Source organism: Pseudochrobactrum asaccharolyticum (assembly GCF_003314995.1).
GTDB lineage: Bacteria > Pseudomonadota > Alphaproteobacteria > Rhizobiales > Rhizobiaceae > Pseudochrobactrum > Pseudochrobactrum asaccharolyticum.
This window is the reverse complement of the sequence record NZ_QNRH01000008.1, coordinates 142,434-164,277: the sequence shown is the minus strand read 5'-3', so window position 1 is coordinate 164,277 and position 21,844 is coordinate 142,434. Positions and strand designations below refer to the sequence as shown.

Below are 21,844 nucleotides of genomic sequence, written 5' to 3'. Positions count from 1 at the left end.
TGATACAAATTGGGATACGTAGTGTCGAAAAATATGCATTTTATTTAATAATATCAATGGTTGTGTTTAGGTGCGGCTGCTCTCTATCCGCACCACTCTTCTTTTCTTTGAAAATCTGTCATTATATTACCTGCGGGAAATATATCCTGCTGTGTGACAGTAAATTTCATAAATTCTAAAACTTTATCACCGAAGTTTCGGCTTACCTTAATACAGGCTGATATCTGCAGAGATTATGCGGATACAGGTTTTGGAGCATTTATGGAAAGGCTGAAACGATGAGAAACTATAGTGCGCGATACCGGCAATATGCTCATGGTTTCGGATGCTTGTGCCATAGTCCTGAAATTACGCAACTGAATGAACGTATCAGTCAGGGGCTGAGCCGTCGTTCTGTTCTGAGTGGTCTTGCAGCTATTATGGCCGGTGCTGTGGTTGCTGATCCGGTATCAGCCTTGGCGCAGCAAGTGCCTGCAGCAGTAGTTGCTCAGCCGGTGCTGCTGAAAAATCTACGTATTTTTGACGGTAAATCCTCAAAGCTGATCGAAGGGCAGAATGTCCTGATCAGCGGTGACCGGATTGCGGATATTCTTAAAGCTTCGGAAAAAGTTACTGACGCCAAAGAGGTTGATTGCGGTGGCCGCGTTTTGATGCCGGGGCTGATTGATGCCCATTGGCACAGTATTCTGGCAGCTATTCCGCAGATGGTGGCGATGACCTCTGATATCGCCTATGTGCATCTTGTTGCAGTGCAGGAAGCGCAGCGCACGCTGATGCGCGGTTTTACAACAGTACGTGATATGGGCGGGCCGTCCTTTGCACTGAAGCGTGCAGTTGATGAAAAGCGTATTCCGGGGCCACGCATTTATCCGTCCGGCGCGATGGTATCGCAGACCTCCGGTCATGGCGATTTCCGCCAGCGAAGCGATATTCCGCGCCATAGTGCCAATGATCTGAGCCTTGCGGAATCGGCAGGCATTGCCACTATCGCTGATGGTGAGGCCGAAGTGCTGCGCCGTGTCCGCGAACAGTTGATGCTGGGTGCGAGCCAGATCAAGATTATGGTCGGCGGCGGCGTTGCATCTGCCTATGATCCGCTGGATTCTCTGCAATTTACCGAGGCTGAAATCCGTGCGGCAGTTATGGCTGCTAAGGATTGGGGCACTTATGTTGGTGCGCATGTTTATACCTCGGCGGGTATTCAGCGCGCACTGGCTTGCGGCGTGCAGTCGATTGAGCATGGCCAGCTTGCGGATGAGGAAACCGTCAAGCAAATGGCTGATGCCGGTGCTTGGTGGAGCATTCAGCCGTTTCTGGCGGATGAGGATGCCAATGTTTATGCCTCACAGGTACAGAGCGATCAGCAGAAGATGATTGCGGAAGGCACAATCCGCGCCTTTGAACTGGGGCCGAAATATAATGTCAAAATGGCATGGGGTACGGATATTCTGTTCAATCCGAAGGGCACTGCGTCACAGGGGCGTCAGCTGACGAAACTGGCGCGCTGGTTTGATAATGCGGATGTGCTGAAAATGGCAACCGGCACCAATGCGGAATTGCTGGCAATGTCCGGAAACCGCAATCCTTATGCGGGTGCTATCGGGGTGATTGAAAAGGGTGCAATGGCAGATATGCTGCTGATTGATGGCAATCCGCTGGAAGATATTTCTCTGATTGCTGATCCGGACAAAAATATGAAGCTGATCATCAAAGACGGTGTAATTCATAAGAACACACTGGCTGCATGAGCTTTTGATGTGATGAAATATTTCTGCGGCCGGATATTCCGGCCGTATTTGTTTTGAGGTGAGGAAACTGGAATGCGTACTGGTAAAATGAAACTGATCGCATCGGCTGTCACGATAATTGCGCTGTTTTCAGTCTCATTTTCTCATGCCTTTACAGCAGGGGATTATTACCTGCCGGTCAGCGCAGAGGCTAAGGCTATTACCGGCGATATTCAGATTGATGATTTCAGTATTCGTTTTGAAACCGGCGCGACGATGAAATTCTCGGAGCTGGTTGCAGAGACATATGAAGTTGACGGGAAAGAGCTGCCAGCATCGGTATATCGTGTTGCGCAACCTGCTGATCCTGCTTTGAAAGACGGAAAGTACCTATGCGGTAAAGGTGATGTTTCTTACATTGTCTATTGGATGGCGGTACCAGAGCAGATCACTATCGGCGTTTTTACCGGCGATAAACCGCCGCGCAACGATGCGGAACGCTGCAGGGCATATATTTATAAGAACCGTTGAGGTTACCTGAGCACGTAGCAAAGCCGCTCCGGCTATCGGAGCGGCTTTGATATTTGCAACAACCAGCTGTCTTACAGCTTGCTTTCCAGCAGGGTGGTCAGTGCTTTTGTACGCGGCTCAATATCGCCGGCATTGGAAAAAGGCTTCCAGTTGATTGTCAGCTTGCCGTCTTCAAAAGTAAGGCCGTCAACATAATTGGAAGCCGGTGCTGTTTTTTCATCATAGAGAATGGTCAAGGATTTCAGCTTCTCTTTCAGTGCTGTTTTGCCCATTTCGTCAATGGTAATCGCCTGGAATGAGCGGATAACAGGTTCAATGACCGTATTCTTCAGATAATCAGCATCCGTATAAGAATCCGCATAGCCCGCGAGTGCGAGGCTGTTGAGGTTCAGCTCAATCACAACCGGAAAACCGGCGGCATCCTGAATGGATTTTTCTGCGGCAGGCCAGATGTCTTTCGCATAAGCGGCCATCGCACGGCGCTCGGCAAGACCTGCTTCCTGTGCATGGGAGGTCAGGGGTGCAAGCGGCAACAGCAGCGACAGCAGGCAAACGAAACGCAATTTCATCTTATAAATTCCTTGAAACAGAAGAGCGGTAATAACGGACTATGCCGCAGAGATGGTGCAACCGGCGCCGCCCTGTATCAAAAGATATATGATTGTAAAAGAGCCGGTTTTAACCAGCCGGAATGGTTGTTACTCTGCTTTGTCTGTTGTCCCGCTCAGGATAATTTTGCTTTCTGCCATAATTAACGCAAAACAGCGGCATTTAAGGGCATCCGGCTCATAAAATCAGATGGTTTGCAGGGCGATTAGTCAATCGCATCTTGTATTTTGCAGGCGCTGATTGTAATGGGTTTGCGATAAATGGGATTCTGGCGCAATGCTGCGGCACAGGCTCCGGCACGAAATGTGGCGGTATGCTGTTGAATGAGCAGATATTGTGCAGGAAATTCAATAGCAGAAATCAGGTATGGCTGCTTTAAATCCGTACCATTTATATATAGAGTCGCGGCCGTTCATCGGCGGATTTTATATCCGTTCAGGGATGTTACATAGCCTTTGCGCATTATTGTGCGCGGTATGTGGCAACAGAAAAACAAAAATTCGCTAGCCTCGGCGGCTACGGTCATGCGGCCGATCATGCGAAACGTAGACAAAAGTGAAGGTTTGGACATGCAGGTTACCGAAACGCTCAATGAAGGGCTGAAGCGCGAGATCAAAGTCGTGGTTCCGGCACAGGATCTTGAAGCAAAGCTCGCTGAGCGCCTCGAAACCGCTCGCGGTCGCGCTAAGATCGATGGTTTCCGTCCTGGTAAAGTTCCTGCAGCACATCTGCGTAAGATGTACGGCAAGTCTTTCATGGCTGAGATCGTGAATGAAATTCTGAACGATTCAACCCGTTCGATCCTTGCTGACCGCAACGAAAAAGCTGCAACCCAGCCAGAAGTTGCAATGAGCGAAGACGAAGCAGAAGCCGAAAAGGTTCTGGCCGGTAAAGCTGATTTCGAATTCACCATGAATTACGAAGTTCTGCCAGCAATCGAAATCAAAGACGTTTCCGGTCTTAAAGTGACCCGTGAAGTTGTTGATATTTCGGACGAAGAAGTTGAAGAGCAGGTTAAGAAGATCGCTTCTTCCGCTCGTACTTTCGAAGCGAAAAAAGGCAAAGCTGAAGACGGCGACCGCGTTACCATGGATTACCTCGGTAAGCTTGGCGATGAGCCGTTTGAAGGTGGTGCTGATCAGGATGCACAGCTGGTTCTCGGTTCCGGCCAGTTCATTCCGGGTTTTGAAGATCAGCTGATCGGCGTTAAAGCCGGTGACGAAAAGCAGATCAAAGTTACTTTCCCTGAAAACTACGGCGCTGCTCATCTGGCCGGTAAAGAAGCAACCTTCGACATCACTGTGAAGGAAGTTGCTAAAGCTGCTGAGCTGGAACTGAACGACGAAGTTGCTAAGAAGCTCGGCATCGAAAGCCTTGATCGTCTGCGTACAGTTGTTCGTGAACAGATCGAAGGTCAGTATGGCCAGATCACACGTCAGAAAGTTAAGCGTCAGATCCTCGACGGTCTGGATGCAGAATATCAGTTCGCAACACCAGAACGTCTGGTAAACGCTGAGTTCAACAATATCTGGCAGCAGATCAATTTCGACCTGCAGCAGGCTGGCAAAACTTTTGAAGACGAAGAAACCACTGAAGAAGCTGCTCGCGAAGAATATCGTAAGCTGGCTGAACGTCGTGTACGTCTTGGTCTGGTTCTCTCCGAAATCGGTGAAAAAGCCGGTGTAGAAGTAACCGAAGAAGAACTGCAGCGCGCTGTTTACGATCAGGTTCGTCGCTACCCAGGTCAGGAACAGCAGGTTTATGAATTCTTGCGTAAAACTCCTGATGCAGTTGCTAACCTGCGCGCACCAATCTTTGAAGAAAAGGTTGTTGATCACCTGCTCAGCACAATTTCCGTCACCGATAAAAAAGTGACTAAAGAAGAGCTGACAGCTGACGAAGAAGGCGCAGAAGAAGCAAAGCCAGCTAAAAAAGCTGCTCCAAAGAAAAAAGCAGCTAAAAAAGCTGACGATGCAGCTGAATAATCAGCCCGCATAGAGTTACGAGGAAGCCGCGTTGCAAAACGCGGCTTTTTTGTTTGCTGGTGTATAATAATTGCAGATCGCGTTAATCAGGCAGGGGCAGGGTATGACTGTGAAACCTCACTATCATTTATGCAAAGCGTTGAATGGTGACATGCCGCAGCCGCTATGGCCGCACGATGTGGCTTTAGTGCCGTTTAGACCAGATGCGCCGGAGATGATTGCCGCGCTTCATGCTTTGCTCGCCAGCTCTTATGAGGCCGTGGGCGATCATGTACCGCCATTGACTGCGTGGTGGCAGGTATTGTCTGCGGATGAGGAATATGAGGCTGCGCTGATCTTGCCGGTTGTTAGCGGGCAGGGTGAGCTGATTGCTTTTGCACATTGTTGGAACAGTGGCTTTATCAAGGATATTGTCGTGCAACCTTCATGGCGCAAACAAGGTATTGCTGAGGCACTGCTGCTGCATTGTTTTCAGGTGTTTTATGCGCGTGGTGCAGATAAAATCTGCCTCAAAGTTGATCAGAATAATCCTTTTGGTGCGGAGCGCCTTTACCGCCGTCTGGGTATGGTGGATGTATGATCGTGCTCTCCGGTCATTTATCTTTACAAGCCCATGCTTTGTTACAGGAATTTGCATTTTTTCTGTCAATGCAGGGTGCACTGGCGCGGTAGAATGTTTATAGTCTGCACAATGATAATTGATCCGTGCTGAAACAAGACTGAAATCCCAGAGAACACTTGCCAGTCAGGTCGGTTTGTTTTAGCCAGAAGCATGAGAAAACGGCAGAGTATTGCTCGCGCCGCAAAAACAGAGATTTAAGAGCCCATGTCCCTTATCGATACACGCACACCAGACCCGAAACGCCTGATCTCCGGTGCCACCGGTGACTGGGAAGTGGTGATCGGGATGGAAGTCCATGCGCAGGTGACTTCCAATTCCAAATTGTTCTCCGGTGCTTCCACTGAATTTGGTGCGGAGCCGAACGCTAATGTTTCGCTGATTGATGCCGCCATGCCGGGCATGCTGCCGGTGATCAATGCGGAATGCGTGGCGCAGGCCATTCGTACCGGTCTCGGACTGAAAGCACAGATCAATCTGAAGTCGGTTTTCGATCGTAAAAACTATTTCTATCCGGATCTGCCGCAGGGCTACCAGATTTCTCAGTTCAAACAGCCAATCGTTGGCGAAGGTACCGTGATTGTATCTGTCGGCCCTGATTCCAAAGGCCAGTTTGAAGATGTTGAAGTCGGCATTGAGCGCGTGCATCTGGAGCAGGATGCCGGTAAATCCATGCATGACCAGCATCCGAGCATGTCTTTTGTTGACCTGAACCGCTCCGGTGTGGCGCTGATGGAAATCGTTTCCAAACCGGATATCCGTTCCTCCGATGAAGCGCGTGCATATATGACCAAGCTGCGCAGCATTCTGCGTTATCTTGGCACATGCGACGGTAACATGGATGAAGGCTCGATGCGCGCTGACGTCAACGTTTCTGTGCGTCGTCCGGGCGGTGAATTCGGCACCCGTTGCGAAATCAAGAACATGAACTCGATCCGTTTCATTGGTCAGGCGATTGAGTACGAAGCCCGTCGTCAGATCGGTATTCTGGAAGATGGCGGCAAGATCGATCAGGAAACCCGTCTTTACGATCCGGCAAAGGGTGAAACCCGTTCGATGCGCTCGAAAGAAGAAGCGCATGATTACCGTTACTTCCCGGATCCTGATCTGCTGCCGCTGGAATTTACACAAGCCTATGTGGATGAGCTGGCCGCTAAGCTGCCGGAACTGCCGGACGATAAGAAAAACCGTCTGGTTGAGACCCTTGGTCTGTCTGTCTATGACGCCTCTATTTTGATCACTGAGAAAGCCATTGCTGACTATTTCGAATCGGTTGCAGAAGGCCGTGACGGTAAAGTTGCCGCAAACTGGGTTATCAATGATCTGCTCGGCGCTTTGAACAAGGCTGGTAAGGATATTGAAGACGCACCGGTTTCACCGGAACAGCTGGGCGCAATTCTCGATCTGATCAAGGAAGGCACTATTTCCGGTAAGATCGCGAAAGATCTTTTCGAAATCGTCTGGAATGAAGGCGGTAATCCGAAAGAGATCGTTGAAGCCCGCGGTATGAAGCAGGTAACTGATACCGGCGCGATTGAAAAAGCCGTTGATGAAATCATTGCTGCTAATCCGGAAAAAGTTGCTCAGGCCAAAGAAAAGCCGACACTTGCCGGCTGGTTTGTTGGTCAGGTGATGAAAGCTACCGGCGGTAAAGCAAATCCGCAGGCTGTGAATGATCTGGTTAAAGCGAAGCTGGGCATCGAATAATGTGGCTGCGCTCCGCAAATAAAGATGATCTCAAAGCCGTGCACCAATTGCTGGTCAAAACCTGGCACGCCACATTTGATGACGTGCTGGGTGTTGAGACTGTCAACACGGTTACGGGCGAATATCATTCTGTTGCCGCGCTGACCCGTAATCTGGCGAAACCTTATTCGGAGTTTGTTGTGGCCGATGACGGCGAGGGCAACCTTGTCGGCATGGCTTTTGCCAGCCAGAGCAAAGCGGGCGTTGCGGAGCTGCATCAGCTTTATGTTGATCCGGAACAGCAGGTGCAGGGTATCGGCACCATGCTGCTGGCTGAAATCGAGATGGCTTTTCCTGACGTTGAAAAGCTAGCGCTTGAGGTGATTGAAAAGAATCAGAAAGCTCTGGATTTCTATAGTCGCAAGGGTTTTGAAAAGACCGGCGAGACGAAAGACTGGGGCACACTGAAACTTGATATCAATGTTATCAAAATGGAAAAGCCGCTGACCGGCTGGTCTATGTGATTTTTTGCTCTGAAATCCAACCTTTATCATCGTTATGATAGCCATTAAAACGGTGATTACAGGCAGGATATGCTTTTAAGAGCGGCAACTTGACCCTTGCGCGCAGCCTCAGATAAGGCCATAAGCAGGGAATAATCTGCATGATCCTGTGCCTTTATGCTCAGGATAGTTCAGGATCTGGAAGTGCTATGAAAAAATTTATTACTCAGGTCTTTACCTGGTGGAACAGCCAGACCCTTGGCACCCGTTTTCATACGTGGCGCAAGGGTAAACGCGTCGGTGAAGACGAGTTCGGCAATGTCTATTACACCGGTGGCAAGGATTCTGAAGGCCGCACACGCCGTTGGGTTATCTTCAACGGTTACAGCGAAGCCAGTGCAATTCCTGCCGGCTGGCACGGCTGGATGCATCACCGCACCGATACGCCGCCGACTGAAGAGAATTATCAGCCGCGTGAATGGCAGAAGCCTCACCAGCCAAACCTGACTGGTTCCCCGCAGGCTTATCGTCCGCAGGGTGCGATTTCTGCTTCCGGTCAGCGTCCTGCTGTGACCGGCGATTACGATGCCTGGACACCGAATTAATCTGAATCTTGACGATATGTGCAGGCGGCAACCTAAAAAGTGTGCCGCCTTTGCATTTTTACAGGCTATATCTGATCATTCTGTTCTATTGATCAGGCTTGGGGAAAACTATGCTTAGTTGCACTTTTTCTCACAAATGCCGTAAAGAACAGGCTAATTTCCTGCTGGTGCTATTGTGCACTATTTATGCAACCACGACCAAAGGCAGAATGTGTATGAATGTTTCTTCCGGACGAAATTTTGGAACAACATTTCTGCTGGTTGCAGGACTTGCGGTTTCCGGTTTGACTGCAACAGGGCTGGGTGGGTTTTCTGAGGCGAAAGCCGAGCGCATTGCCAATAAAGTCGCCGAGTTTTCTGGTCTTGATAAAATTACCGGCCGTATCACGACTTTTGACGTTTATATCAATGAAACGGTACAATTTGGTGCGCTGCAGGTAACACCTAAGGTTTGCTACAGCCGTTCTGAAAATGAAGCGCCTCGCACAGACAGCTTTGTGCAGGTGGATGAAATCACCCTTGATCGTAAAATCCGCCGTATCTTTTCCGGCTGGATGTTTGCCGATAGTCCGGGTCTGAATGCTGTTGATCATCCGGTTTATGATATCTGGCTGAAAAACTGCAAGCAGACATCCGATATTCCGGCACCAAAATAATTCTCAATTAGAGCGCATCCCGAAAAGTGTGAAACGGTTTTCGGACAAAGATGTGCGTTAAAACAGATAATTAGAGCGACTTTCATGTGCCAAGCGCTGGCTGATGGCGCTCCGGTCTATGTACGCATTGCGTTTCAGAACTGTGCCGGTGTTAAAATCGCTGGCAGCAGCATTTCTTCGTAATCTTTAGCGGGAATTTCAATCGCACCGAAACGCTGCAGATGCTCGGTTGTAAACTGCGTGTCGAGAAGCTTGAAGCCGTTTGCGCGCAGACGTTCGACCAGATGCACCAGACAGACCTTGGAGGCATCCGTTGCATGGCTGAACATGCTTTCACCGAAAAACGCTCCGCCAAGCGATACGCCGTAAAGGCCGCCCACCAACTGCTCGCCCTGCCATGCCTCCACTGAGTGGCAGTGTCCGGCCTTGTGAAGGCCTATATAGCCCTGACGGATGGTCTGATTAATCCAGCTTCCTGCTTCAGGATCAAGCCTTATGGCACAGCCTTGCAAAACCTGTTCAAAAGCGGTGTTGTAACGGATTTCGAACGGAGCGCGTTTTACTGTTTTTTGCAGACTGCGGGAGATGTGGAACTGATCGAGCGGGATAATGCCGCGTTGTTCCGGACGTACCCAGAAAATTTCCGGATCATCAGCACTTTCTGACATAGGGAAAATGCCGGAGGCGTAAGCCCGGAGCAGAAGCTCCGGACTTAATTCTTGAGGCGGTGGGGATTTACGTCCCGCCACCAAAATCAGCGACCTGAAGCGGCCTGCTTTTCCAGATATTTTTCAAGCCAGTGGATATCATAATCGCCGTTGGCGATATCCGGATTGGCAATCAGATCCTGGAAGAGCGGAAGTGTTGTATCAACGCCATCAACCACAAACTCATCAAGCGCACGGCGCAGACGCATCAGACATTCGACGCGGTTACGGCCATGAACGATCAGCTTGCCGATCATGCTGTCATAGTAAGGTGGAATGCGATAGCCGCTATACACGCCGGAATCGACACGAATGCCGAGACCACCCGGTGTGTGGTAGTGGTTGATCGTACCAGGTGACGGCGTAAATGTGCGGGCATTTTCCGCATTGATACGGCACTCGATCGCATGGCCGGAGAAACGGACATCTTCCTGCTTGATCGAAAGACCAAGACCTGCAGCAATACGAATCTGCTCATGAACCAGATCAATACCGGTAATGGCTTCAGTAATCGTGTGTTCCACCTGCAGACGGGTGTTCATTTCGATGAAATAGAACTCGCCGTTTTCATAGAGGAATTCGATTGTACCGGCGCCACGATAACCAAGCTCTGCAACCGCATTGGCGCAGATCATGCCGATCTTGTCACGGGCTTCAGAGTTCAGAGCAGGGGAGTTTGCTTCTTCCCAGACTTTCTGGTGACGACGCTGCAAGGAGCAGTCACGTTCGCCCAGATGCACAGCTTTACCGGCACCGTCGCCAACGATCTGTACTTCAATGTGACGCGGCTTTTCGAGATATTTCTCGATGTAAACAGCATCATCACCGAATGCAGCAGCAGCTTCGGAGCGTGCAGTATTATAGGCAACGGAGATGTCTTCTGCCGATTTGGCAACTTTCATCCCGCGGCCACCACCGCCGGAAGATGCTTTGATGATAACCGGATAGCCGATTTCAGCCGCGATGCGGATGGCATCTTCTTCGCTGGCCACACCACCGTCGGAACCCGGAACAACCGGAATACCTAGACGTTTAGCAGTCTTCTTCGCTTCGATCTTATCGCCCATGATGCGGATATGCGCAGCGGTCGGTCCGATGAAGGTAATGTCGTGTGCTTCAAGAATTTCCGCGAATTTAGCATTCTCGGAGAGGAAGCCATAACCCGGATGGATTGCATCCGCGCCGGTGATTTCGCAGGCAGCAACGATCTGATGAATATTCAGATAGCTGTCGCGCGATGGCGGCGGGCCGATACAAACGCTTTCATCTGCAAGACGAACATGCATGGCATCCGCATCTGCAGTGGAGTGAACGGCAACAGTCTTGATGCCAAGCTCCTTACAGGCGCGCAGCACCCGCAGGGCAATTTCGCCGCGATTGGCTATGAGGATTTTTTGAAACATCGGTGCTCCTGCCTCAGGCATAGTCCGTTTGGCAGACTATGCATTAAATCAAATAGGTCAACGATGGCTGCATTGTTCAAAACACAGCCGCGATCTGCAAAAGATCTTACTCGATGACGATGAGCGGTTCGCCGAATTCAACTGGCTGGCTGTCGCTAACCAGAATAGCAGTCACTGTACCTGCACGCGGTGCAGCAATCTGGTTCATGGTTTTCATCGCTTCGATGATCAGAACAGTCTGACCTTCTTTAACGCTCTGACCAACTTCTACGAACTGCTTGGCGCCTGGTGCCGGTGCGAGATATGCAGTACCAACCATTGGGGATGGAACGGCGTTCTTCGATTTGTCAGCAGCTTTGGGTGCTTCTGCTGCAGGAGCCGCAGCGGCTGCAACCGGAGCAGCGGCTGGTGCCGGTGCAAAATACTGCTGAGGAGCAGCGGCCTGCACTGTTACATTGCGCGAAACGCGAATGCGCAGATCGTCCTGTTCAACTTCAATTTCTGTCAGATCGGTATCTTTGAGGATGTTCGCGAGGTCGCGAATAACCGCTTGATCGATACCGGAGCTTTTATTTGTCATGGGTCTTGCCCCTTTACCGCTAATATATTGTTGTTTGTTTTAGAGCATAAGCCTGACGGTCAGGGCACACTATGCTGGTTTGGTATGCGTGGCATAATCCACTCTGAAAATCCGGTCAACTTTCAGGATTACGCTGATAGCCCGCGAGAGCACGAAGTCCCATCAAATAACCTTCTGCGCCAAAGCCGCACAGAACCGCTTTGGCAACCGGAGAAACGAAGGATTTGTGGCGAAACTCTTCACGGGCGTGAATATTTGAGAGGTGAACCTCTACGACAGTCACCTGAGCTGCACGAATGGCATCAAGCAGCGCAATAGATGTGTGGGTATATGCTGCAGGGTTAATCAGAACCTGCGCGCCTTTCTCACCGGCTTCCTGAATCCATGTGACCAGATCGCCTTCGTGATTAGACTGACGGAAGTCAATTTCCACACCCAGCTTTTCAGCTTCTTTGCGGCAGTTTGCGTGAATATCATCAAGGGTCGTCGAACCGTAAATTGCCGGCTCTCTTTTACCCAGCATATTCAGGTTAGGACCATTCAGAATGAAAATCACTTGTGCCATCGGGTGCGCTGTCGCTTTGCAATTCCGTTGTTCGGATAACTTCAGTCTGTCTGAAGTCTTATCCCTACCCATATAATGGGGAATGCGTTGCGGTTAAAGCCTGTAAATCATATCCGTACAGGCTTTAACCGCATTTTCCGGCACTAAATTCAAATTTTATAGATAAAATTGTGGCGGTTTATTTCTTTTGAGCATTTAACTGACGCTGTTCAGCGATTTTTTCGCTCAAAACATCGTGACCGACAGCACCCGGAACCAGCTCATTGCCGATAATATAGGATGGTGTGCCGGAAATATTGAGCGCCTGTGCAACGGTATAAGCGTTCTGGAAGGAGGTTACGACCTCTTTGCTTTTCATCAGTTCGCGCAGTTTGGCCTCATCAGCGCCCAGAGAAACAGCGATTTTCAAAGCGCTTTCTTCGGTTGAGCTTTTTGGCTCGCTCATCAAAGCCTGATGCAATTCCATATATTTTTCAGGCATTAAGCGCTTAAATGCCTGTGCCACGAGGTGGGTGCGCATGGAATCAGGGCCGAGAATCGGGAATTCTTTCAGTACAAAACGTACATTCGGATCGGCTTTGATCAGCTCATGCATATCCGGCATAGCGCGTTTGCAATAGCCGCAATTGTAGTCATAGAATTCAACAATAGTCACATCACCCTTCGGGTTGCCGTAAACAGCATCATTGGCATCATTGAAAATCGAATCATGATTTTCGGTAATGATTTTTGTCTGGCTTTCACGGGCAGATGCCGATTGTTTGGCTTCCAGAGCGTCCTGTACTTCCAGCATTACTTCCGGATTTGCGATCAGATATTCGCGGACGATTTTTTCTACAGCGGCTTTATCCAGTGGTTTCGCGTCTTGTGCGTGGCTCATTGCAACTGCGGAAACCAGAGCTGCGGCGCCGAAAACAGTGGTAGCTAAGCGGCGCTTGAATTGAATGGTCATAGGATCACTCCGGATAAACCGGCCTTATAGTTTGGGTTAAGACTGTCAGCCCGGCAGGCGGACTATGTTTGTTCGCAATATGCAGGAAGGTGTGAAACGCACCTCTGTTATGCATTATTTCTTTTTGGTTTTCGTATTGATGATATCCTGCGCACGCAGCCAGTCCGGTGAGCCGGACTTCAGTTTTGTCTGTGCGCGGGTTGCGAAAATCTTGGCTTCATTGATGTTACCGGCATAATAATGCTGATCTGCGGTTGCCAGATCGGCAAGTGCCATCTGGCCTGACTGACCATAGGCCTGTGCCAGATAGCCGTAACCCTCTGAGAATTCAGGATCTCTCGCAACACCGGCTTTGAGCTCTGTAATCGCTGCCTGCATATTGGCTTTGTTGCCGGTGAGCATCAATGCACGGCCATAGCTCATACGGATCAGGCTGGATTTGCGCGGATCGAGAGCAGCAGCCTGTTTGAACTCGGCAGCAGCACCTGCCGGATTATTGGCTTTGAGCAGAATGTCGCCCTTCATCTCACGGAAATAAGGATTTTTCGGCTGTTCTTTAATCAAGGCATCAATTTTGGGAATGGCATTACGCGCATTGCCGGTGAGGAATGTTGAGATCGCATCGCCGTAGCGTGCGCCCAAGCCGCGCGGATTATTGCGGAAAATGCGTTGCAACGAGCCCATGCCGCCGGAATAAGCGGCGATTTTGGCGCGCGCCAAATCATGGCGGAGTTGCAGACTTTCCGGATCTTTTTTCTCGAAATACGGGCTTTGTTGGGCGAGATTTGACAAGTTGGCGATACGCTCACGCGGCAGCGGGTGGCTGATACGATAGGCATCGACCTGCGTGCCGCTGATTGAAAGCGCGCTGGCAAAACGCTCAAATGTCACCAGCATGCCTTTGGCTGACTGACCGGTTTTGTTGAGATAATTGATGGCGGAGCGGTCAGCCGCGGCTTCTTCCGAGCGCTGATAGGACAGCAGGCTACGCATGGCGATTTCACCGCCGCCAGCCGCAATACCGCCACCGGCACCGGCAATGGCGCTGTTCCGCGCAGCCGCACCGGCAATACCGGCACCAAGACCGAGCAATGTACCGATAACCGCCATGGTCTTGGCCTGTTTCAGCTGTTCGCGCAGACGATCCTGATGACCGCCGGCAAGGTGGCCGGTTTCATGCGCGATCACGCCGATAATCTCATTGGGTGTTTCAGACTGAAGCAGGGCACCCGTATTGATAAAGATGCGGCGCCCGTCGACAAAAGCGTTGAAACTCGGGCTGTTGACCAGAATTGTTTTGATACGCTGTTTGCCAAGCCCCGCCGCATTGAGAATAGGGGTTGTGTAATCGCTGACGAGGGCTTCAATCTCCGCATCACGGACAATCGGTACTGAACGGGACTGTGCAGAGGCCGTGAAGGCAGAGCTTGCGAGCACAGCGGCTGAAATTATCAGCGAAAGCGGCAGGCGCAGCATATGTTTTGAGCTATTGCGGGCATGAACCGGCACAGATGCTGCCGGTTGTGGCGCAGGCATGGTGCGAAGGAATTCGGTTTTGGCCATCAATAAAATCCCGTTTCATAAACCATCAAGAGCAGGTTACCGCAAGCGGCAGGCGTGAATCAGCAACATCAATGATAATGCTGTTTTAGAGCGGTTTCAGTTAATATTGAAACGTTGAAACCGCTCTATCTTTTGTTTTACGCGCATTTTATCCCGAAAACCGCTTCACACTTTTCGGAATGGGCTAACTTACAGAGCACGAAAAGCAAAATTAGAATTCATACCTGTGTTCGCGGTTTTATTCATGGCATTTCAGGCCTTTTTTATGACCTAAACTGAAGTCAGGCTTAAGAAGCCTAAAGTTTCACAGTGTTTTATCGTTTCAAGGGCATCTTTTGTGACTATCGGATGGTTGTTGCATTGGTCTGTTCGGGCTATGCAACTGGCATATTCTTAATCCCTGCATGGCTGTTGTGTGTTTTTGCAGAAAATGACTGTCTCAGGGGCGTTTTAAAGGGCAGAAGAGTGAGAGTTTTTTCCTACCGGAGTGATGTCGATCCGTTTCATGCCATGGATGTGCTGGCAGAAGCCAATCGTCGCCGTGCAGAAGGCGCACAGATGATTTCAATGGCTGTTGGGCAGCCAGCTGATCCGGCACCATTGCGAGTGCGCGAAGTCGCGCAAAAAGCACTCGTCGATGGCAAAATCGGCTATACGGATGCTCTTGGTCTCATTGGTTTGCGTGAAGCCATTGCCGCACATTATGCCGAGCAATACGGTGTTGACGTCAGCCCGCAGCGCATTGCTGTCACTACCGGCTCATCTGCCGCCTTTAATCTGGCATTTTTGACCTATTTTGATCCGGGTGACCGTGTGGCGATTACCCGTCCCGGATATCCTGCCTATCGCAATATTCTGAAAGCACTTGGTGTTGAAGTTGTTGAGATCGGTACCGGTGAGGGGATCAGCCCTAATCTCACCGCCGAAAGCCTGATTGCTGCCCATGAAGAAAAGCCGCTGAAAGGCGTGCTGTTTGCGAGCCCTGCAAATCCAACCGGTGCGATTATTGAGGATGATGAACTGAAGGCTATTCTTGAAGCTGCACGGGAACGCAATATCCGTGTAATCTCTGATGAGATTTATCATCGCCTGACCTATGACCGCCCGGATCAGACCGCGCTGGCCTTTGATAATAATGTGACGGTCATCAATTCCTTCTCCAAATATTACTGCATGACCGGTTGGCGTATCGGCTGGATGGTGCTGCCGGAAGAGGCTGTACGTCCGAATGAGCGCATTGCGCAAAGCCTGTATATTTCTGCGCCGGAATTATCGCAGATTGCCGCGATTGAAGCCTTCAAGGCAACAGACGAGCTGGACATTATCAAACAGCGTTATGCGCTGAACCGCTCAATCCTTGGTGAGCGTTTGCCGAAAATGGGGCTGACATTGGCTGCACCGATGGACGGTGCTTTCTATGCCTATTGTGATGTGTCGCGTTTCACCAATGACAGTATGGCGTTTGCCCGTAAAATGATTGCAGAGATCAATGTGGCCGCAACACCGGGGCTGGATTTTGATCCGCTGGAAGGCCATCGCACTATGCGCTTCTCTTATGCAGGAACCGCAGAGGAAATGCGTGAAGCCATGCGCCGTCTGGAAAGCTGGCTCTGAGATCAATGATTAAGTGACGCAGGTTTGGTTTTCTAATCATTATCGCAACAAAAAAGCCGCCGGAATTTCCGGCGGCTTTTTATATTCACTGATTAAGGCTTAAAAGAAGCCTTTTTTCTGCCACCAGCCGCCGCGCTTAGGCTGATCGGCTGTTTCTTCTGTCTTTTCAGACTGGGCAACCTGTGAGGTTACGACAGGCTTGGAAGCTTCCTGTGTGCTTCTGCGTGCACGTACCGGCTTTTCAGGCGCAGGTTCAGCAGCAGCCACTTCAGCAGTCTCGACCACCACAGCGGTTTCAACAGCTTCGGCTTTTACTTCTTCAACCGGCTCTGCAGCTTTTTTAGCGCGTGGCTTGCGGGCTGGTTTGGCTGGCTTTTCCGCAGCTTTTTTGCGTGTTGTTTTCACTGGTGCCTCATCGGATACAGCTTCAACAACAGGCGCTTCAGTCTCAGTAACAATCTCAGGCTCTGCAACTGTTTCCATTACTGCAATAACGGCTTCGATTTCCACTGCTGTTTCAGCCGCTGCTGCAACTGCTGCTTTTGCACCACGTGGCTTGGCAGCCCGTTTGCGTGCCGGTTTAGCAGCTTTCTTATCAGCTTCTGCTGGCGCGGTTGCTTCAGTCACAGTATTTGCAGGAGCTTCGGCCTTAGCTGGTGCCTGCTGCTTTGTCGGCGCAGCCGGTTTTGCGTTCGGGCTGAAGCCTACAAATTCCGGTGCCGGTACCGGGCGGGCAGCTTTAGCGGCAGCCTGCTTATGGGCATTCAGACGGGTAATTGCTTCATCACGGCTGAAGCCGATAAATTCAACAGCCGGTGTACGGTTGTCATATTCACCGCGACGGTTCTTGCGTCCGCCACGACGACCGCGACGACGCTTCTTGCGACGGTCTTCTTCCGACAGGGATGATGTGTCTTCTGCATCATCGCCATCGTCTTCATCCGATGCATTTTCGCTCTGCGCATCAGCTGCATCGCGTTCACGACCGTTACGACGGCGGCGACGGCGACGGCTGCGCTTACGGTCATCGCCGGAATCGTCCCGTGCATTGTCTTCATCGGAAGAACCGGCTTCTGCTTCGCCTTCATCTTCAATGTCGATGATTTCCGGATCATTTTCCTCGTCATAAGGCATGAACTGGATGGTCTGCGGAACAGGATTAACAGGGCCGGCAGCCGGTGTGCCTTTATCAATGGCAAGATGCTGATGACCAACAGTTTCATCAATTTGCAGCTCAATGGTCAGACCAAAGCGGGTCTCCATTTCTGCAAGCAGATGACGCTTGTTATTCAAGACATACAGAGCTGTCGCCTGCGGTGCGCGAACAATAATATTGTTCTGGGAGTTGCGCTGCAGGAACTCTTCAATCGAACGGATGACATGGAGTGCCATCGAGGAATCTGAGCGGATCAGACCAGTGCCAGCGCAATGCGGGCAAGGCTGCATCGTGCTTTCCAGCACGGAAGCACGAATACGCTGACGCGACATTTCCAGAAGGCCGAAATGCGAAATACGACCAACCTGAATGCGGGCGCGGTCATCTTTCAGGCAATCTTTCATGCGTTTTTCAACGGCACGATTGTTGCGCTTTTCTTCCATATCAATGAAATCAACCACAACCAGACCGGCAAGGTCGCGCAGACGCAGCTGGCGCGCAACTTCTTCTGCTGCTTCCAGATTGGTCTGAAGAGCGGTTTCTTCAATCGAGTTTTCACGGGTCGAGCGGCCGGAGTTCACGTCAATCGCCACCAGAGCTTCGGTCTGGTTGATGATGATGTAACCGCCGGATTTCAGCGTCACCTGCGGGTGCAGCATACGGTCGAGCTGTGCTTCAATACCGGTGCGGGCAAAGATCGGTGTGGTTTCACGGTATGGCTGGACGACGCGCGCGTGGGTCGGCATCAGCATACGCATGAAATCTTTGGCTTCACGATAGCCGGTTTCACCAGCCACCAGAATATCGGTGATGTCTTTATTGTAAAGATCGCGGATCGAGCGCTTGATCAGGTTGCCTTCTTCATAGACGAGGGCAGGTGCCTGCGACTGCATAGTCAGCTGGCGAACATTATCCCACATGCGCATCAGATATTCATAGTCGCGGCGTACTTCCGCTTTGGTGCGATTGGCACCGGCTGTACGCAGGATCACACCCATGCCCTGCGGCACTTCGAGTTCCTTGACGATATCTTTCAGGCGCTTACGATCCTGAATATTTGTAATTTTACGCGAAATACCGCCACCGCGCGCGGTGTTCGGCATCAATACGGAATAACGACCGGCAAGCGAAAGATAAGTGGTGAGAGCTGCGCCTTTGTTGCCGCGCTCTTCTTTAACCACTTGAACCAGAATAATCTGGCGGCGCTTGATCACATCCTGAATTTTATAATGCTTGCGGTGAACACGATTGCTGCCTGGCAGCTCTTCCATCGCATCTTCTGCACCAACAGATTCAACCTGATCATCTTCATCATCATGGTCGTCATCATCGTCGTCATTGTCAGATGCGTGTTGTTTGCGCGGTGCTTTTTCACGGATCACCGGCTGATCGGAAGAAGCGGCCATAACGGCTGTATTGTCTTCCGCATCTTCATCTGTTGTTTCCGGAGCGGCATTGAGCTGAGCCTGCGCGTAAGCAGCCTGAGCATCAGCAGCAAAATCACCGACAAATTCCGGTGCCGAAATAAACGGTGCAGCAGCACGGTTGTTATGGCCGCGACGGTTGCGACCTGAGCCGCGACGGTCATTATGACCACGACGGCCGCCACGACGCTGCGGCTGCTCTTCGCGCTCTTCATCATCTTCGTCGCGGGCTGCACGGGCTTCTGCTTCGAGCAGAGCTTTGCGATCTGCTTCCGGAATCTGATAATAATCAGGATGAATTTCCGAGAAGGCAAGGAAGCCATGGCGATTGCCGCCATATTCAACAAAAGCAGCCTGCAATGATGGCTCAACGCGGGTGACGCGTGCCAGATATACATTGCCCTTTAATTGTTTTTTATGCTCAGATTCAAAATCGAATTCTTCGATCTTATTGCCGCGCACCACTACAACACGCGTTTCCTCCGGGTGGGAGGCATCGATAAGCATTTTGTTCGACATATGTGTTTTTCCTTCCGGCGGAAAAACGCAAATCCAGAGGAACCAATGGCTCTGACAAAGAGACAGCCAGAGACGCTACCTGAGCGCTGGTTCGTATATATTCGCGATTGCCGGATAAATTGAGCTTCGCCGGAACGCAGAGTACAGTCTTCACGCGCTGATGCCTTGCGGCACTCGCGATTTTCAGGCTGGTACTGGTCAAGTCTGCGTGACCCATAGCGGTTCCGATCGAAACGACCTCGAAAGACCTGATAAACAGGCCGATTATAGTGCCGCACATATCCGTATGGATAAAATATGCAGCAATTCAAAAGTGTTGCGGCATTTTAAACAGCGTTTCTAACAACGCGCGATGCCGCGGATAACAGATTGCCGATTATGATTTCTCACATAGTCTGCAGTCTTTATGAGCTGCGGCCGGTCAAACCGTGCCAGAGCTGAATTCTTCTTCAGTTACATTTGCCGCCGGTTGATCTGAAAAATCACCCCTCCATGCGGCTGTCCAGTTTTCTGACGGTTTTCACCGTCAGGTTCTGTGCTGATCTGCCACGATAAGAGCCTGTCCGCGGGTATAAACCGGACGCTGAACAGGGAATGATTCCGATGGCAAATCTGTAACCTGATAATGCTTTTAGGACCTGATAAGCCCTGTGACAAGCAGAATATAATAGAGTATTGCGCACTCTACAAACGAATAATCTGCTGAAATTAAAATTTTATGTTTTATTTCAATAAATTAGAATGTCGTTCCAAAGGGCGATGTGGGCATCTTTGACGGGGGATCAGGTAGAATTTTCTAAGCCGGCTTTGCACGAAGCAATATTTGTTCTGTGATGTGATTTGCTGCTCAAAACCGGCGAAATTTGAATATATATACAAATGCCGGTGCTACTGTGAAAATGATAAGCCTGACAAAAGATTTCATTAACGATAAAGCTCTAATTTCTGAAATGTTCGCATGTGAAAAATAACGGGAATTTATCTTCCTCCTCGGGGGGGCGGGATATGAAATTTACAGCGGTGCCATGTATCTGCCGTAAAGCCTGTTATGTTCCGGTTCTTTGTGCGGATCATTTTTTGCCGGTGCATAGTGATAGCTCTGTGCGGGCATTATTCATGAAACCCAGCTTTGCAGCAGTTTGATCAAGACGATGTTTTTTAAAATCTCTGACAACCCGTTTACCGGTCGTTTGCCGGATTTTTTCAGCTACGGGCAAAATGCGATAACAATGGCGCTTGCGGCATTGGTGGTTATGCTGCCATTGCGGGCGGAGGCTGCTACGCAAAACAACAAGGCTGAACTGGCGGCGCTGACATTCCGGATGGCCGGAGATGAGCTGCGCAGCCGCATTGTTGTGATGTTTGATGCTGAACCGAAAGCAGAGACACATCTTCTGGCGCTCCCGCATCGTCTTGTTATTGATTTGCCGGAGACAAATTTCGGCTTTGATAAAGAATCACTTGAACCGCGCGGCCTGATCACCGAAGTGCGCTATGGCTTGATCGCGCAAAACCGCTCACGTCTGATTTTAAATGCAAAAGGACCATTTAAGGTTGAAAAGCTTGAGGTTCTCAAAAACGAATCTTCCAGCGGTTACCGGATGGTCGTTGATATTGTTGCAGGTTCTGACCGTGAATTTGCACAAGCCTTAGCCTCTCAGACAAAGTCAGATGCTGCGCTGGACGGGGAAGAGGCGGGGATTTCACCCGGTATCAGTGATACATTGGGGTCCAGTCATCAGTTTACTGTGATGATTGATCCCGGGCATGGCGGCATTGATAGCGGTGCGGAGAGTGCTGCGGGTACTTTAGAGAAAAATGTAACGCTCTCCTTTGGGCGTGAGCTTCGTGATGAGCTCATGAAGTATAAAGACATCAATGTCCTGATGACCCGCGAGGATGATACATTTTTACGTCTGAGTGAGCGTGTGCGTCTGGCGCGCCAACATGAAACTGATTTATTTATTTCTCTCCACGCGGATACAATCAGTCATAAGGATATACGCGGGGCAACAGTCTATACGCTTTCAGACAAGGCTTCGGACGACGTGGCTAAGGCAATGGCTGAGCGTGAAAATAATTCGGATGCCAATGCAGGTGTTGCGAGTGAAGAGGCGCCGGTCGTGCATGATATTCTGATGGAGCTGACACAGCGCGAAACCCATTCATTTTCACTGAATTTCGCTGACGGGCTGATCAAATCTTTGCAGGGCGAGGTTAATTTAATCAACAACCCTCATCGTTTTGCCGGTTTTCAGGTGTTACGTGCACCGGATGTGCCATCGGTTTTGGTGGAAATCGGTTATTTGTCGAATAAAGATGATGAGAAATTGCTAAAAGATGCAGCTTGGCGCAAACTGGCAGTTGAGCGAATTGCGCATGCTGTGGCGAAATATTATACGCTTCGCAACAATGTGCAGGCGCTGCCATAATAACAAAA

17 protein-coding genes and 1 pseudogene are annotated in these 21,844 nt (G+C 50.4%); 10 read left to right on the top strand and 8 right to left on the bottom strand.

The window, feature by feature from the left end; translation table 11 throughout:
* Nucleotides 1-278 precede the first annotated feature (278 nt).
* Together DFR47_RS17645 and DFR47_RS17640 are read left to right on the top strand one after the other, a co-directional pair.
* Nucleotides 279-1,748 (top strand): metal-dependent hydrolase family protein, encoded by a 1,470-nt coding sequence (locus DFR47_RS17645; RefSeq protein ID WP_113945775.1) that lies wholly within the window; start codon nt 279-281, stop codon nt 1,746-1,748.
* Nucleotides 1,749-1,820: 72 nt separating this feature from the next.
* Nucleotides 1,821-2,258, top strand: coding sequence for a hypothetical protein (locus DFR47_RS17640; protein WP_245416626.1), 438 nt, complete (start codon nt 1,821-1,823; stop codon nt 2,256-2,258).
* 71 nt (nt 2,259-2,329) lie between these two features.
* Here the strand turns inward: DFR47_RS17640 and DFR47_RS17635 are convergent, their stop codons facing one another.
* On the bottom strand, nt 2,330-2,827 hold the full coding sequence (locus tag DFR47_RS17635) for a hypothetical protein (protein ID WP_113945774.1): 498 nt from the start codon (nt 2,825-2,827) through the stop codon (nt 2,330-2,332).
* A 609-nt stretch (nt 2,828-3,436) separates the two neighbouring features.
* On the opposite strand from DFR47_RS17635, the gene tig reads away from it, so the two are divergent.
* The 6 genes from tig to DFR47_RS17605 all read left to right on the top strand — a co-directional run bounded on the left by tig (nt 3,437) and on the right by DFR47_RS17605 (nt 8,921).
* The gene (tig, locus tag DFR47_RS17630; protein WP_113945803.1) at nt 3,437-4,852 is read left to right on the top strand and encodes a trigger factor; all 1,416 of its coding nucleotides are present in this window, start codon (nt 3,437-3,439) and stop codon (nt 4,850-4,852) included.
* A 103-nt stretch (nt 4,853-4,955) separates the two neighbouring features.
* Entirely contained in the window at nt 4,956-5,432 is a 477-nt protein-coding gene (locus DFR47_RS17625) for a GNAT family N-acetyltransferase (RefSeq protein ID WP_113945772.1), read from the top strand.
* Between the two features lie 246 nt (nt 5,433-5,678).
* Complete coding sequence (gatB, locus tag DFR47_RS17620) at nt 5,679-7,178, top strand: Asp-tRNA(Asn)/Glu-tRNA(Gln) amidotransferase subunit GatB (protein WP_113945770.1); 1,500 nt, start codon at nt 5,679-5,681, stop codon at nt 7,176-7,178.
* On the top strand, nt 7,178-7,681 hold the full coding sequence (locus DFR47_RS17615; protein WP_113945769.1) for a GNAT family N-acetyltransferase: 504 nt from the start codon (nt 7,178-7,180) through the stop codon (nt 7,679-7,681). Before gatB ends, DFR47_RS17615 begins: the two co-directional genes overlap by 1 nt.
* Nucleotides 7,682-7,869: 188 nt before the next feature.
* Complete coding sequence (locus tag DFR47_RS17610; protein WP_113945767.1) at nt 7,870-8,265, top strand: NADH:ubiquinone oxidoreductase subunit NDUFA12; 396 nt, start codon at nt 7,870-7,872, stop codon at nt 8,263-8,265.
* Between the two features lie 209 nt (nt 8,266-8,474).
* Nucleotides 8,475-8,921, top strand: coding sequence for a DUF2155 domain-containing protein (locus DFR47_RS17605; protein ID WP_113945765.1), 447 nt, complete (start codon nt 8,475-8,477; stop codon nt 8,919-8,921).
* 134 nt (nt 8,922-9,055) lie between these two features.
* Here DFR47_RS17605 and aat read toward each other — a convergent pair whose 3' ends face one another.
* The 6 genes from aat to DFR47_RS17575 all read right to left on the bottom strand — a co-directional run bounded on the left by aat (nt 9,056) and on the right by DFR47_RS17575 (nt 14,604).
* Nucleotides 9,056-9,670, bottom strand: coding sequence for a leucyl/phenylalanyl-tRNA--protein transferase (aat, locus tag DFR47_RS17600; RefSeq protein WP_113945801.1), 615 nt, complete (start codon nt 9,668-9,670; stop codon nt 9,056-9,058).
* Between the two features lie 5 nt (nt 9,671-9,675).
* Nucleotides 9,676-11,031, bottom strand: a complete 1,356-nt coding sequence (gene accC, locus DFR47_RS17595; RefSeq protein ID WP_113945763.1) for an acetyl-CoA carboxylase biotin carboxylase subunit — start codon at nt 11,029-11,031, stop codon at nt 9,676-9,678.
* Nucleotides 11,032-11,137: 106 nt separating this feature from the next.
* Entirely contained in the window at nt 11,138-11,611 is a 474-nt protein-coding gene (gene accB / locus DFR47_RS17590) for an acetyl-CoA carboxylase biotin carboxyl carrier protein (protein ID WP_113945761.1), read from the bottom strand.
* Between the two features lie 115 nt (nt 11,612-11,726).
* A complete protein-coding gene (gene aroQ / locus DFR47_RS17585; RefSeq protein ID WP_113945760.1) occupies nt 11,727-12,176 on the bottom strand; it encodes a type II 3-dehydroquinate dehydratase in 450 nt (149 codons plus the stop codon).
* 178 nt (nt 12,177-12,354) lie between these two features.
* Nucleotides 12,355-13,128: a DsbA family protein gene (locus tag DFR47_RS17580; protein ID WP_113945758.1), complete on the bottom strand. Its 774-nt coding sequence runs from the start codon at nt 13,126-13,128 to the stop codon at nt 12,355-12,357.
* A 114-nt stretch (nt 13,129-13,242) separates the two neighbouring features.
* Nucleotides 13,243-14,604 carry a M48 family metalloprotease gene (locus DFR47_RS17575; protein WP_374788324.1) on the bottom strand — a complete coding sequence of 454 codons (1,362 nt, stop codon included), beginning with the start codon at nt 14,602-14,604 and terminating at the stop codon, nt 13,243-13,245.
* Nucleotides 14,605-15,201: 597 nt separating this feature from the next.
* Between DFR47_RS17575 and DFR47_RS17570 the strand changes: the two genes are divergently transcribed.
* A complete protein-coding gene (locus tag DFR47_RS17570) occupies nt 15,202-16,305 on the top strand; it encodes a pyridoxal phosphate-dependent aminotransferase (protein ID WP_113945756.1) in 1,104 nt (367 codons plus the stop codon).
* A 99-nt stretch (nt 16,306-16,404) separates the two neighbouring features.
* Here the strand turns inward: DFR47_RS17570 and DFR47_RS17565 are convergent, their stop codons facing one another.
* Entirely contained in the window at nt 16,405-19,404 is a 3,000-nt protein-coding gene (locus tag DFR47_RS17565; RefSeq protein WP_113945754.1) for an Rne/Rng family ribonuclease, read from the bottom strand.
* A 1,301-nt stretch (nt 19,405-20,705) separates the two neighbouring features.
* On the opposite strand from DFR47_RS17565, the pseudogene DFR47_RS17560 reads away from it, so the two are divergent.
* Nucleotides 20,706-21,836 (top strand): annotated as a pseudogene (locus DFR47_RS17560) (N-acetylmuramoyl-L-alanine amidase); the annotation flags it as partial.
* Nucleotides 21,837-21,844: the final 8 nt, after the last annotated feature.